This window comes from Microvirga sp. VF16, assembly GCF_016864375.1.
Taxonomy (GTDB): Bacteria; Pseudomonadota; Alphaproteobacteria; order Rhizobiales; family Beijerinckiaceae; genus Microvirga.
In genome coordinates, this window is the sequence record NZ_CP069354.1 from 1,601,140 (window position 1) to 1,613,854 (window position 12,715).

Consider the following 12,715-nt stretch of genomic DNA (forward strand, 5'->3'; position numbering starts at 1 on the left):
GCGGCCATGACGGTGATCACCCCCGAGGTCTCGCTCGATCCCGAACTGGTCGGGGCGGGCGACGTGACGCATTTCTGGCGAGTGCCGCGCTTTCGCGATCTCGATTGCCTGCGTGCGACCTTCCGCCGTCACGCCTATGCCCGCCACAGCCACGACACCTACGCCATCGCGGCGGTCCTGGCCGGCTGCGAGACCTTCTTCCACCGCGGCGAGCAGCATTATGCGCCAGCAGGCTCCGTGGCGGTCGTCTGCCCTGACGAGATCCATGACGGGGAGCCCTATGGCGGCGGGTTCGAGTACCGAACCTTCTATCCCTCGTCCGAGCTGATGCAGGAGATCGCCGAGGATGTGGCCGGGCGGCCGCTCTCCCGCGCTCCCTGGTTCCCGCATTCGGTGATCAAGGATCCAGAGCTTTTCCAGGCTCAGGTCAAGCTCCATGCCTGCCTTCGCCAGGACGAGGGCTGGACCTCCGAGATGGAGCAGGACACCCGATTGATCGATTTCCTGAGCCGTCTGATCGCCCGCTGGGCTGATCTCGATGCCCTGCCGGCCGTCCGTTACGGTTCGAAGAGCATCCTGCGGGTCCGCGACTATCTCGATGCCCATATCGGAGAGGAGGCGGACCTCGCCAATCTCGCGAATCTGGCAGGATTGTCCCGCAGCCACTTCATCCGCGCCTTTGCCAAGGAAACCGGCCTGACGCCGCACGCCTATCTCCTCGACCGGCGCTTCCGCGCCGCGACGCGGCTGTTGGCGCAGGGCGAGACGCCCGGCGATGTGGCCGCCGCCTGCGGCTTTTTCGACCAGAGCCACCTCAACCGTATCTTCAAGGCCCGGATGGGCGTGACGCCTGGGGCTTACCGGACCGCATAAAACCGCACTTTCGTCCAAGACGGCTCGTCGTCCGTCCTGCATAAGGCCGGGAAAAGAGCATCGTCATGGATCAATCGAGTCCCTTCGCCACCAATTATCGCCGCGAAATCAAAGCCGGCCTGCGTGATATCGCGCCGGTCGCCGTTGCGGCCGTTCCCATCGGTCTTCTCTTCGGCGCGGTTGCGGCTGCCAAGGGAATGTCACCTCTCGAAGTCATACTGATGTCCGCCCTGGTCTTTGCCGGCGGCGCGCAGTTTGCCGCCATCGAAACCTGGGTCAGCCCGGCACCTATCGCGGCCTTGGCCTTCGCGACCCTGCTGATCAATGTGCGGCACGTGCTGATGGGCGCGTCGCTCACGCCGAAGATCCGCATGTCGCGGTTCCAGACCCTGCTGGCCTATTTCTTCCTCACCGATGAGGCCTGGGCCCTCTCCGAGCGCCGCGCTCTGGAGCGCCCGGTGACGGGCACTTATTGGGCGGCCATGGCGGTCGTGCTCTGGGCAAACTGGACCCTGTCCTCGACCATCGGCGCCATTCTCGGCTCGTTCCTGGGCGATCCCGAGCGCATCGGCGCCGATTTCGCCTTCACGGCCCTGTTCATCGGCCTCGTCGCCGGCTTTGGCCGCAGCCGCGTGACGCTGGTGACTGTGGCCGTCAGCGCGGGCGTCGCGGCTCTCGTGCACCACTTCATCGGTGCGCCCTGGCATGTGGCCTCGGGTGCGCTCGCCGGCATTGCTGCCGCCTATCTGGCCGCTCCCGAGGAGACGCGCTCATGACCCTCGACACGACGACCCTGCTCGCCATCATCGCCATGGCGGCCGTGACCTATTTCACCCGCATTGCAGGTCTGTTCGTCGCCGACCGTCTTGTGCTCACGGGCCGCGCCAAGGCTGCGTTCGACGCCATTCCGCCGGCCGTGCTAGTAGCCGTGATCGCGCCGACCGCGCTCACCACCGGATGGGCGGAAGCCATTGCTGCGGCGATCACGGCGGTTGCGGCGTTCAGGCTTCCGCTGCTCGGGACGGTAGCGGTCGGCGTGGTTTCCGTCGTGGTACTGCGGAACCTGCTCTAGCCAATCGCCCGCGTCGCATTCTCCAGCCACGTCCGTGTCTCGGCATCGAGCTTCGACCCGATCTTCTCGCGCACCGCGGCGTGATAGGCGTTGAGCCACGCGATCTCGTCGGCGGTCATGATCGCGGGCTCGACGAGGCGCAGGTCGATGGGCGTAAAGGTCAGCGTCTCGAAGCCCATCATCTCGCGGTCGCCGCCGGGAATCGTGCGCTTCTCGACGAGGATCAGGTTCTCGATGCGGATGCCATAGGCACCCGGCTTGTAGAAGCCTGGCTCGTTGGACAGCATCATGCCGACTTCGAGCGGCGTATGCCCGGTTTTGGCGATACGCTGCGGACCCTCGTGCACGGAAAGGTAGCTGCCGATGCCGTGGCCGGTGCCGTGATCGAAATCGAGGCCTGCCTCCCAGAGCGGCCTGCGGGCGAAGGAATCGATCTGCGCGCCCGTCGTGCCCTTCGGAAACACGGTCTGCGCGATGGCGATATGGCCCTTCAGCACCCGGGTGAAGCGGTCCTTCATCTCAGGCGTCGGTTCGCCCACGATGATCGTGCGGGTGATGTCCGTGGTGCCATCCTCGTATTGCGCGCCGGAATCGATCAGGAAGATCTGGTTCGGCTCGAGGGTACGGTTGCTTGAACTCGTGACGCGGTAATGGGGCAGCGCAGCATTGGGGCCCGCGCCTGAAATGCTCGGGAACGAGATGTTCTTCAAAGCGCCGGTCTCGACGCGGAAGGCTTCGAGCGACTCGACCACATCGATCTCCGTCAGCTTGCCCGAAGGCGCCTCGCGGTCGAGCCAAGCGAGGAAACGCGCGACTGCCACGCCATCGCGCAGATGCGCCGCATGGGAGCCCGCGATCTCGGCCTCGTTCTTCACCGCCTTCATGAGGGCGATGGGATCGGCCCCGACATCAACCTTACCGCCAGCCGCCTCGATGCGCCGGATCAGAGCGACGGCTCCGGTCGCGGAGTCGACGCGGATCTTGCCGCCTGTCTGGCCGAGTGTATCGAGAGCGCTCTGGAAGGTCGCGATGGGCGCAAATTCCGCGAGGTCGCCCACGGCATTACCGGCCTCGTTCGTGACCTTCACCGGATCGAAGAAGAGGCTCGCACGGCCTTGCTTGGGCAGGATGGCATAGCCGAGGGGGAGGGGCGTGTGTCCCACATCGCCGCCGCGCAGATTGAAGGCCCAGGCGAGATTGTGCGGGTCGGAGATGACGAGGGCGTCGATCTTCGCCTCCGCCATCTTCTTCCGGATGCGCTCCAACTTGGCGGGTGCAGCTTCGCCCGCATAGTCCAGCGGATGCGGCCGCACGGGAGCATGCGGCGGGGTTGGACGATCGATCCAGATCACGTCAACCAGGTTGATGTCGACCGGAGCAAGTTTCCCGCCGGCGCGGTTCACCGCCTCCTCCAGCTTCTTCAGGCCCTCGCTGGTATGGAGCCACGGATCGTAGGCCAGGGTGCCGTCCGGAGGCAGATGATCGGCGATCCAATCCTCCGGCGTTGAACTGGCCAGTTGAACCGGCGTGATGACGGAGGTGTCCACCTGCTCGGCGGCCTGGACCGTGTAGCGCCCATCGACCACGAGCGCAGCCTCATTTTGAAGGATGATCGCCGCGCCTGCAGAGCCGGTGAAGCCGGTGAGCCATGCCAGGCGCTCAGCGCTCTTCGGCACGTATTCCCCCTGATGCTCGTCGGCCCGGGGGACGATGAAGCCATCGAAGCCGCGTCGGGCCATTTCGGCCCGCAGCTTGGCGATGTGCTGAGGGCCTTGAGCAGGGGAGGTCGTGTCGTCGAAGAACTGGAACTGAGCCATGGAAAGCAGCACCGAAGATCGGAATTGAAGAGGGCGACACGCTAGAGCATCGGACCCAAAAGTGGAAACCACTTTTGGGATCGATCCAGTGGGCATGGCAGCTGCCGAAACATCCTGCAGCCGTTGCCGTTGCTTGGAGCAACTCGCCTGCGAAATATGCGCCGGATGCCTGGAAGTTAATCTTTTATGACGGTGGTCTGCAATGAATGCATGACGCACATGTGATCTTGTGACTTCAACTAAAGTTGGGCCGAGCTTATCTTCCTGACAACGATAACAGAGGAACGCTGAAGGGTCTCAGCGCCAATCTGTTGGAGATGAGCCCATGATCACAGCCCTTTTTTCTTCCGCCCTCTTCGGTAGCCCAGAGAAGCCGTCCAAGCTTTCGCAAATCGCAACGCGCGTCTTCAGCGCCGTCGTCGAAAGCCGCGCCAGAAGCGCCCGATTGGAACTGCGCCGCCACGAGGCCTTCATCGACGATCTGAACCGCAGGCAGGATCACTCAGCGCTCTTCCTCGATCAGTCCGAGCTCTTGCCCGCCAAGATCTGACCATCCCATTTTTCGAAACGAGACAGCACCATGATCATCATCACCGCCATGAAGGCCATCCGCGAAGTCTGGGCCGAAACCCTCAAGCTTCGTCGCGAACTCGCCAAGCGCTATCCGGGCGTTCTGGCCGAGTAGACGGATCAGGAACGGGGCAGCGGACGAGCGTTGCCCCGCTTCAAGACCAGCGCCGCCCATCCATCGAGATCATAGCGCCGCCGCAGATACCAGCCCTGATGGGCGTAGGCCGACAGGACTCCGGGAACGTCGCGAGCCAGCAGCCCCGACAGGATGATCGTCCCGTCCCGGCTCGCCACGCGCGCCAGGGACGGTGCCAGCATCCGCAGGGGCTTGGCCAGGATATTGGCGAAGACCAGATCGAAATGGCCCATGCGGTCAGCCTCCGCATGGCGGATACCCGGGCCCACGTAAAGCTTCATAAAAGCCCCGATCCCGTTCAGCCGCGCATTCTCGCGCGCCACGCGCACCGCTTCCGGATCGATATCGCCCGCCACCACGGGACGTTTCAGAATCTTCGCAGCAGCAAAGGCCAGAATGCCCGTGCCGGTACCGACATCGAGCACATGGCGGGGCGTACGCGTCTTCAGCTCATCCACGAAAGCGAGCAGGCAGCCCTTGGTGGTGCCATGATGGCCCGTGCCGAAGGCAAGGCCCGCTTCGATCTCGATGGCGAAGTCGCTCGGGCGGCGCTCGTGACGATCATGCGAGCCATGGACGAAGACGCGGCCCGCACGGACAGGCTTCAGGCCTTCCAGCGAAGCTTTCACCCAGTCCTTCTGCTCGAGAGGGAGGAAAACGCCCTTGTCCGCCTCCGCGCCGACGATCGGGCGCAGCAGATCCCGGATCGCGGCCTCATTGGGCTGATGCGCGAAATAGGCCTCCAGCATCCACGGCCCGCCATCCTTTGTCTCGAAGGAGGCGACGGCACTCTCGGCAGGATCGAAGATCTCGCCGATCATATCGGTCATGGCGCGCGCAGAACGCTCGTCCGTGGTGATGCGGAAGACGTGGGTGGGGCGATTGGGGTGCAGACCTTCAAGCATGTCCTCGCCTTACCATCCCTCGTGCCTGAGGTCACCTGTGTGAGATCGGGCTTTCCCTGGAACCGTCAGAGTGGCCTCCCGTTGTGCCCTCACCTGATGTCGGCCGCCTGTGGCTGACGGTTGCGACTTTTCTCTCCAGGAGATTCTCCATGTCCGGACGTCTTTTCGACAAGGTTGCCATCGTGACGGGTGCCGGCACCGGTATCGGCGAGGCGATTGCGCTCAAGTTCGCCCAGGAAGGCGCACGCCTCCTGCTGGTAGGTTTGCCGGACGATCCGGTGGAGGATGTCGCCCGGACGATCAACGGAGCCGGCGGCTTCGCGGAGATCTATCTCGGCGATATCGCCGAGGAGCGTCACGCAGAAGCGGCCGTCGATGCCTGCGTGAACGCCTATGGTCGCCTTGACGTTCTGGTCAATAACGCGGGCGTATTCCTGGCGGCCGCCGAAACGCAGCACTACCCCATCGACAAGTTCGATGAGACGCTGCGCTCGAATGTGCGCTCCGTTTTCCTGATGACCAAGTTCGCTCTGCCGCATCTTCAGAAGACGCACGGCAACATCGTCTCCACCGGTTCGGAAGCCGGGATGATCGGCATTGCCAAGAACACGATGTATGGCGGCACGAAGGCGTTCATCCATTCTTTCATGAGAGGCGTGGCCGTGGAGCAGGCTGCGTATGGTGTCCGGGCGAATTGTGTCTGTCCCGGTCCGATCGATACGGCCTGGACCCATAAGTCGAGCGGCCCGATGGATCGGCAGATGGAATCGATGATGATCGATGCAACGCCGATGGGCCGCCGCGGCCTGCCGGAAGAAGTTGCGAATGTTTTCTGCTTCCTCGCGTCTGATGAGGCGGGCTACGTCACCGGAGCGCTTTATACCGTTGATGGCGGCGTCACGATTGCGAAAGGCGCGGTCGGCTCCATGGCGTCCTCGCACTTCAGGAAACAACCCGAAAGCAAGCTGCCGACCCGTCATTCCCATGACGGATTGAAGAACAAAGATTATGAGACGCTGACCTGAAGTGAGCGTCTAAACGAAGCTGGTGCCGGTTCTTAAGCCGGCGTCAGTTCCCTGGCCCCTTCGAGAATCTTGAGCCTTTCCGCTTCTTTGGCCATGTAAGCGCGTTGGGCATCGGTAATGTAGTCCCGCACGATGGGCGCGGCATCGCGCTTGCGCGCCAGCTGCATATGGAACACGAGCTGACTGCCGGTGGTGAACATCGTCTCCGCGCTGATCAGATAAAACTCGAACATCCGGCAGAAGCGCTCGTCGTACATCGCGGCGATCTTCTCCCGGTTGGCTTCGAAACGCCGATGCCAGTGGTTGAGCGTCTTGGCATAGTGAAGGCGCAGGAACTCGAGATCGGTCACCCATAGCTGGTTCTGCTCGACGACAGGGAAAACCTCCGACAGGGCAGGGGAATAGGCGCCGGGGAAGATGTACTTGCGCAGCCACGGGCTCGCGGTGCCGGGCGGGCTCATCTTGCCGATGGAGTGCAGCACCATCAATCCGTCATCGTCGAGAAGCGCGTTGATCTTGGCAAAGAACTCGCCGTAATGGTGCACGCCAACATGCTCGAACATGCCGACGGACACGATCCGGTCGAATTTCCTGTCCACCTTGCGATAGTCGAGCAATTCGAAGCGCACACGATCCGACAGGCCGGCGCGCCGCGCCTTCTCGTTCGAGAGTTCATATTGCTCCTTCGAGAGCGTGACGCCCGTGACGTCCACATCCTCCATGACGGCAAGGTAGAGCGCAAGATCGCCCCAGCCGCTACCGATGTCGAGGATCTTCAGGCCGGGCTTGAGCCGCAGCTTCGCGGCGATGAGACGAAGCTTGTTCTGCTGCGCCTCCTCCAGCGTGTCATCGTCGTTGATGAAATAGGCGCATGAGTACTGCATGCCTTTGTCGAGGAAGAGCTTGTAGAAGTCGTTCCCGAGATCGTAGTGATGCGCCACGTTCTGCTGCGCTTTGCCGACGGGATTTGCCTGCTGAAATCGTTTCACGGTGCGTGAGATGCGCTTCAGCACGCTCTGAAGCGGATAGTTTGCCAGGGTCGAGCGGTTCATCGAGAAGAGGTTGAGGAAGTCTCGCAAGTTGGAGCCGTCCTCGAAGCTCAAGCGCCCATCCATATAGGCTTCGCCCGCATGCAGCTCCGGATTGAGGAAGAGCTTGTGATAGAGCGAGCGATCCGTCAGCTGCATGGTGACGCTCGGTCCCGGCTTCTCACCGCCGAAGACATGCACGTTCCCCTCAGCGTCGATCACCTTCAGGGTGCCGGCACGAATGAAGGACTTGAGCATGTGAGACAGGGGAAACATCGCCACCTCGGATTGCTTTGACGGGGGCGGGATGGTTCCACAGTCTCGGGCGTGTGGCTAGAGGGGACGCTAGCCTAATGGCTCCACAAAGCTATCCAGCACCATCTTCCGTCCCGCCTTGTCGAATTCGACGGTAAGTTTGTTACCGTCCACCGCCTCGATGGTGCCGGGACCGAACTTGGTGTGGAGAACGCGTCCGCCGACCGCAAAGCCTGAGCCTCCGGTGGATTTGGCCACCAGCTCGCCCTCGATCAGCATCGGCCCGCGTCGTTCGCCGGAGCGGCGGGCGGAATAGCCGCCGTCTTCGGTCGAGGCGCGGTGGGCCTGGGCGCGCTGCCAGCCGGGCGTCTGGTAAGAGGAGCTGCTGAAGGGCTGCATACGGTCGAAACGCGAGCCGCTGCCATAACCGCCATAGGAGAAGTTCGCGGGTGCCTCGACGATCTCGACGTTGGTCTCGGGCAGATCGTCGACGAAGCGGCTCGGAACGGTCGAGTTCCACAGGCCGTGAATTCGCCGGTTGGAGGCGAAATAGATCTTGGCGCGACGCCGGGCGCGGGTAAGGCCCACATGGGCGAGGCGGCGCTCTTCTTCGAGGCCGGCGCGGCCGCTCTCATCGAGCGCGCGCTGGTTCGGGAACAGGCCTTCCTCCCAGCCGGGCAGGAAGACCGTGTCGAATTCCAGGCCCTTGGCCGCGTGCAGCGTCATCAGGCTCACGCGCTCGGCGGTGTCGGACTCGTTGGCTTCCATGACGAGAGAGACATGCTCAAGGAAGCTCTGCAGGTCCGGGAATTCCTCCATGGAGCGCACAAGCTCCTTGAGGTTTTCCAGGCGTCCGGCGGCATCGGCCGATTTGTCCTTTTGCCACATGTCGGTGTAGCCGGATTCCTCCAACACAGTTTGAGCGACTTCCGACTGCGTCATCGTTTCGGAGAGCTTCGACCAGCGGCCGAAGGAGATCAGAAGATCGCGCAACGTGGCGCGGGGCTTCGGCTTCAGCTCGTCGGTCTCGACGATGAAGCGGGCGGCTTCCATCAGCGGCACGCGGGCGGCGCGGGCATGGTTGTGCAGCACCTGGATCGTGGCATCGCCCAAGCCGCGCTTCGGCGTATTGACGATGCGCTCGAAGGCGAGATCGTCCGCAGGCTGGTTGACCACACGAAGATAGGCGAGCGCATCGCGGATTTCCGCGCGCTCGTAGAAGCGCGGGCCTCCGATGACGCGATAGGGGACGCCGAGCGTCACGAGCCGGTCTTCGATCTCGCGCATCTGGGCGGAGATGCGCACCAGGATCGCGATCTCGGAAAGCGGATGCTTCTTGGCATGCAGCGCCTCGATTTCCTCGCCGATGAGGCGCGCCTCGTCCTCGGAATCCCAGGCGCCGGTGATCGTCACCTTCTCGCCTGGCTCGTCCTCGGTGCGCAGCGTCTTGCCGAGGCGGCCCTGGTTCTTGGCGATGAGGCCGGAGGCGGCGGAGAGGATGTGGCCAGTCGAGCGATAGTTGCGCTCCAGGCGGATCACGGTCGCGCCGGGAAAGTCGTGTTCGAAGCGCAGGATGTTGTCGACCTCGGCGCCACGCCAGCCATAGATCGACTGATCGTCGTCGCCGACGCAGCACAGGTTCTTACGCGCCTGAGCGATCAACCTCAGCCAGAGATACTGGGCGACATTGGTGTCCTGGTACTCGTCCACCAGCATGTAGCGGAAACGGTTCTGGTACTGCTCCAGGATGTCCGGGTGCTCACGCCACAGGCGCAGGCATTCGAGCAGCAGGTCGCCGAAATCGACGGCGTTGAGAACCTTCAGCCGCTCCTGGTAGGCACGATAGAGACGGCCTCCCTTGCCGTTAGCGAAGGCTCCGGCTTCTCCGGCTGGCACCTGATCGGGCCCGAGGCCCCGATTCTTCCAGCCATCGATATGGCCGGCGAGCTGGCGTGCCGGCCAGCGCTTCTCGTCGATGCCCTCGGCCTCGATCACCTGCTTCATCAGGCGCAGCTGGTCGTCGGTGCCGAGGATGGTGAAGTCCGAGCGCAGGCCGACCAGTTCCGCGTGGCGGCGTAGGATCTTGGTGCCGATCGAGTGGAAGGTGCCGAGCCACCGCATCCCCTCGGCCACCGGACCGATCACCGAGGTGATGCGTTCGCGCATCTCCCGCGCCGCCTTGTTGGTAAAGGTCACGGCGAGGATCTGAGACGGATAGGCTTTGCCGGTGGCGATCAGGTGCGCAATCCGGGTGGTGAGCACGCGGGTCTTGCCGGTGCCGGCGCCTGCCAGCACCAGAACCGGCCCTTCCGTGGCCTCGACAGCAGCGCGCTGTTCCGGGTTCAGGCCGCTCAGATAGGGCGATTGCGGCGCAACCGCCGCACGGGCGCGGGCGCTCAAGGAACCGGACGCCGGCTCATGGGCAAGGCTGTCCTGCGGATTGGGGCGGTTGTCGGACTGATTCATCGGCGGGACCATGGATCAAAAGGCGAACGGCGTCGAGCCCGAATGCCTGTCGATCCTGCCGCAGGCTCGAACTTCCGAGCTTCCATCTCATTGTCGAAGAAGGGCTCTCTTGCCATATGGATATGGCAGGCCTGAAGAGGAATGTCCCATGCGTATCGTGATGGCCCTCGCCATCGTCTCAAGCCTTCTCCTGTCCCTGGCCGTGCCGGCCGAGGCTCAGACGCGCCTGCCGCGCACCAGCCCCGCGGAGCGGAACACGGACGCGATCAATCGGCGGATCCAGCAGGATCAGCGTATTTTGGGCGTCGAGCAGGATATTCAGAGCAAAAGCAACCAGATCCGGCAGAATGTCGATCGGGATCGGCTGTTCGCCCCACGCTATCTCCCCCCGGTGCCGCGCGCGGGCTGCGGGCGGGGGAGAGTTTGCTAATGGCGCGTGCCCGAGGCTGAGAGGGCGTCCTGAACCTCGGCCTTGTGCGGAATGCCGATGACGCGGCCCAGGGCCTGCGGCCTCGTCAGCCGGGAATGGGTGGTCTTCATAACAGTGAGATTGGCCGCGATATCGTCCGGGAACGGGCTCACCTTCCGGAATTCCATGTCCACATGCAGGGACAGGCCTTCCATCGAGGCGGCGACCCAACCTTCACTGGCATGGCGGATTTCCAGGTAATAGTGGATGCGCTTCTCGTCGAAATCGACGAGCTGGAGCGTGACGCGCACCCGGTCGTGCATCGTCAATTCGCGCTTGTAGACCGTGTGAACCTCGGCCGCGAAGAAGGACGCCTTGCGCTTCTCCATATAGTCATGACCCAGGCCAACGAGGCTGAAGCCTTCCTCCACGGCCCGGTCGAAGAGGACATGGTAATAGGCCATGTTCATGTGGCCGTTATAGTCGATCCAAGCGGGTTCGACCCGCATCGTAGATGACACGAAGGGCGCAAAGAAAAAGACGGGCGTCCGCTTTTCCATGGTCAAACTTGTTCCTCGATGCCGCTCAGATGACCGTTCCTTTCCCCGAAAGGGGTGAATGTTAGCACGTTCATGCGGCCTGTGCATGAGGGCTGTGGCATCTTTCTCATCCGGAGTGTTGCCTTTGCAACGGTTCTGGTAGCTATGGGTGGAATGAGCATCGCAACCGGATCTGAAGCCTCCATGAATGCCCCCCAGATGACCGCCCGTCAGAAAGCCACAGACGCCTCCATTGCCGCCCTGTCGTCCGAATTGTCCCGGCGTTTCGGCGACCGGGTCGCGACCTCGGCTGCCGTGCGCGAACAGCATGGGCATACGCTGACCTGGGTGAAGAACCAGCCGCCGGACATCGTGGTCTATCCCCGAACGACCGAGGAGGTGTCGGAGATCGTGAAACTCTGCGCCGCGCATGGGGTCCCGATCATTCCCTACGGCACGGGCACGTCTCTCGAAGGGCATATCAATGCTCCCTATGGCGGAGTTTCCATCGATCTGAGCCTGATGAAACGCATCATCGCCGTCCATGACGAGGATCTGGATTGCGTGGTCGAAGCGGGCGTGACCCGCAAGGAATTGAACGAGTACCTGCGGGACAAGGGCCTGTTCTTTCCCATCGATCCGGGGGCCGACGCCTCCATCGGCGGCATGGTCGCGACACGTGCCTCCGGAACCAATGCAGTCCGCTACGGGACCATGAAGGACGTGGTCCTGGCGCTGACGGTGGTGCTTCCCAATGGCGAGATCGTGAAGACGGCGAGCCGTGCCAAGAAGAGTTCGGCGGGCTACGACCTGACCCGTCTCCTCATCGGATCGGAAGGAACGCTGGGTATCGTCACCGAGATCACTCTGAAGCTCAACGGCATTCCTGAGGCGATCTCGGCCGGCATCTGCCCGTTCCCGACCGTGAAGGCGGCCTGTGACGCGGTGATCATGACGATCCAATCCGGCATCCCGGTGGCGCGCATCGAACTGCTCGACGAGGTCCAGGTAAAGGCGGTCAACCTTCACTCCAAGCTCACCCTGCCGGAGAGCCCGCTGCTGCTCCTGGAGTTCCACGGTTCCGAGGCCGGTGTGCACGAACAGGCCGAGCGTTTCGGCGAGATCGCGACCGAGTTCAGCGGCGGGCCATTCGAGTGGGCGACTAGACCTGAGGAACGCTCGCGCCTCTGGCAGGCGCGGCACGATGCCTATTGGGCCGCGAAGGGCCTGCGGCCCGGCGCGCAATCGGTGGCAACCGATGTCTGCGTGCCGATCTCCCGCCTCGCCGAGTGCGTCGATGCGACCAAGCAGGACATCCTGGAAAGCGGTCTTGTCGCTCCCATCGTCGGTCATGTGGGCGACGGCAATTTCCACGTCCAGCCGCTCGTGAACACGGACGATCCGGCGGAAATCGAGGCCTGCGAAGCTTTTGTCGATCGGCTGGTGCGGCGGGCGGTCGCCATGGAGGGCACCTGCACGGGCGAGCACGGCGTGGGCCAGAAGAAAATGAAGTATCTGGAGGTGGAGCATGGGCCGGCTGCGCTGGACCTCATGCGCGTCTTGAAACAGGCCATCGATCCCCACAACATCATGAATCCAGGCAAGATCGTTGCGCTTTGA

The 12,715-nt window shown here is 63.1% G+C and carries 12 protein-coding genes; 7 read left to right on the top strand and 5 right to left on the bottom strand.

The features are described from left to right. Positions 1-6: 6 nt before the first annotated feature. The 3 genes from JO965_RS07630 (at position 7) to JO965_RS07640 (ending at position 1,945) form a co-directional block, all read left to right on the top strand. A complete protein-coding gene (locus JO965_RS07630) occupies positions 7-873 on the top strand; it encodes an AraC family transcriptional regulator (protein WP_203443082.1) in 867 nt (288 codons plus the stop codon). Positions 874-938: 65 nt separating this feature from the next. Continuing rightward, positions 939-1,649 (top strand): AzlC family ABC transporter permease, encoded by a 711-nt coding sequence (locus JO965_RS07635; protein WP_203443083.1) that lies wholly within the window; start codon positions 939-941, stop codon positions 1,647-1,649. Continuing rightward, positions 1,646-1,945: an AzlD family protein gene (locus JO965_RS07640; RefSeq protein WP_203443084.1), complete on the top strand. Its 300-nt coding sequence runs from the start codon at positions 1,646-1,648 to the stop codon at positions 1,943-1,945. The genes JO965_RS07635 and JO965_RS07640 overlap by 4 nt, the downstream gene beginning before the upstream one ends. Here the strand turns inward: JO965_RS07640 and JO965_RS07645 are convergent. Next, complete coding sequence (locus tag JO965_RS07645; RefSeq protein ID WP_203443085.1) at positions 1,942-3,762, bottom strand: aminopeptidase P family protein; 1,821 nt, start codon at positions 3,760-3,762, stop codon at positions 1,942-1,944. The two genes, JO965_RS07640 and JO965_RS07645, sit on opposite strands and share 4 nt — an antisense overlap. A gap of 325 nt (positions 3,763-4,087) precedes the next feature. Between JO965_RS07645 and JO965_RS07650 the strand changes: the two genes are divergently transcribed. Beyond that, positions 4,088-4,312: a hypothetical protein gene (locus JO965_RS07650; protein WP_203443086.1), complete on the top strand. Its 225-nt coding sequence runs from the start codon at positions 4,088-4,090 to the stop codon at positions 4,310-4,312. 140 nt (positions 4,313-4,452) lie between these two features. On the opposite strand, the gene JO965_RS07655 is transcribed toward JO965_RS07650, so the two are convergent. Beyond that, positions 4,453-5,373 (bottom strand): 50S ribosomal protein L11 methyltransferase, encoded by a 921-nt coding sequence (locus JO965_RS07655; RefSeq protein ID WP_203443087.1) that lies wholly within the window; start codon positions 5,371-5,373, stop codon positions 4,453-4,455. A gap of 149 nt (positions 5,374-5,522) precedes the next feature. Here JO965_RS07655 and JO965_RS07660 point away from each other — a divergent pair, with 149 nt between their 5' ends. After that, positions 5,523-6,398: an SDR family NAD(P)-dependent oxidoreductase gene (locus JO965_RS07660; protein ID WP_203443088.1), complete on the top strand. Its 876-nt coding sequence runs from the start codon at positions 5,523-5,525 to the stop codon at positions 6,396-6,398. A 32-nt stretch (positions 6,399-6,430) separates the two neighbouring features. Here the strand turns inward: JO965_RS07660 and JO965_RS07665 are convergent, their stop codons facing one another. Next, positions 6,431-7,702 (bottom strand): cyclopropane-fatty-acyl-phospholipid synthase family protein, encoded by a 1,272-nt coding sequence (locus tag JO965_RS07665; RefSeq protein WP_203443089.1) that lies wholly within the window; start codon positions 7,700-7,702, stop codon positions 6,431-6,433. A 69-nt stretch (positions 7,703-7,771) separates the two neighbouring features. Beyond that, entirely contained in the window at positions 7,772-10,147 is a 2,376-nt protein-coding gene (locus tag JO965_RS07670; RefSeq protein ID WP_203443090.1) for an ATP-dependent helicase, read from the bottom strand. Between the two features lie 148 nt (positions 10,148-10,295). On the opposite strand from JO965_RS07670, the gene JO965_RS07675 reads away from it, so the two are divergent. Further along, entirely contained in the window at positions 10,296-10,577 is a 282-nt protein-coding gene (locus tag JO965_RS07675) for a hypothetical protein (protein WP_203443091.1), read from the top strand. Here the strand turns inward: JO965_RS07675 and JO965_RS07680 are convergent. Then, positions 10,574-11,116 (bottom strand): thioesterase family protein, encoded by a 543-nt coding sequence (locus JO965_RS07680; RefSeq protein WP_203443092.1) that lies wholly within the window; start codon positions 11,114-11,116, stop codon positions 10,574-10,576. The two genes, JO965_RS07675 and JO965_RS07680, sit on opposite strands and share 4 nt — an antisense overlap. A 183-nt stretch (positions 11,117-11,299) precedes the next feature. On the opposite strand from JO965_RS07680, the gene JO965_RS07685 reads away from it, so the two are divergent. Continuing rightward, positions 11,300-12,715: an FAD-binding oxidoreductase gene (locus JO965_RS07685; protein ID WP_203443093.1), complete on the top strand. Its 1,416-nt coding sequence runs from the start codon at positions 11,300-11,302 to the stop codon at positions 12,713-12,715.

What these genes read in the sequence shown, in the direction of transcription:
- JO965_RS07665 (WP_203443089.1), bottom strand. Translation starts at nt 7,702, where the DNA reads ATGTTTCCCCTGTCTCACATGCTCAAGTCCTTCATTCGTGCCGGCACC.
- JO965_RS07670 (WP_203443090.1), bottom strand. Translation starts at nt 10,147, where the DNA reads ATGAATCAGTCCGACAACCGCCCCAATCCGCAGGACAGCCTTGCCCAT.
- JO965_RS07660 (WP_203443088.1), top strand. Translation starts at nt 5,523, where the DNA reads ATGTCCGGACGTCTTTTCGACAAGGTTGCCATCGTGACGGGTGCCGGC.
- JO965_RS07645 (WP_203443085.1), bottom strand. Translation starts at nt 3,762, where the DNA reads ATGGCTCAGTTCCAGTTCTTCGACGACACGACCTCCCCTGCTCAAGGC.
- JO965_RS07640 (WP_203443084.1), top strand. Translation starts at nt 1,646, where the DNA reads ATGACCCTCGACACGACGACCCTGCTCGCCATCATCGCCATGGCGGCC.
- JO965_RS07655 (WP_203443087.1), bottom strand. Translation starts at nt 5,373, where the DNA reads ATGCTTGAAGGTCTGCACCCCAATCGCCCCACCCACGTCTTCCGCATC.
- JO965_RS07685 (WP_203443093.1), top strand. Translation starts at nt 11,300, where the DNA reads ATGAATGCCCCCCAGATGACCGCCCGTCAGAAAGCCACAGACGCCTCC.
- JO965_RS07630 (WP_203443082.1), top strand. Translation starts at nt 7, where the DNA reads ATGACGGTGATCACCCCCGAGGTCTCGCTCGATCCCGAACTGGTCGGG.
- JO965_RS07635 (WP_203443083.1), top strand. Translation starts at nt 939, where the DNA reads ATGGATCAATCGAGTCCCTTCGCCACCAATTATCGCCGCGAAATCAAA.
- JO965_RS07675 (WP_203443091.1), top strand. Translation starts at nt 10,296, where the DNA reads ATGCGTATCGTGATGGCCCTCGCCATCGTCTCAAGCCTTCTCCTGTCC.
- JO965_RS07650 (WP_203443086.1), top strand. Translation starts at nt 4,088, where the DNA reads ATGATCACAGCCCTTTTTTCTTCCGCCCTCTTCGGTAGCCCAGAGAAG.
- JO965_RS07680 (WP_203443092.1), bottom strand. Translation starts at nt 11,116, where the DNA reads ATGGAAAAGCGGACGCCCGTCTTTTTCTTTGCGCCCTTCGTGTCATCT.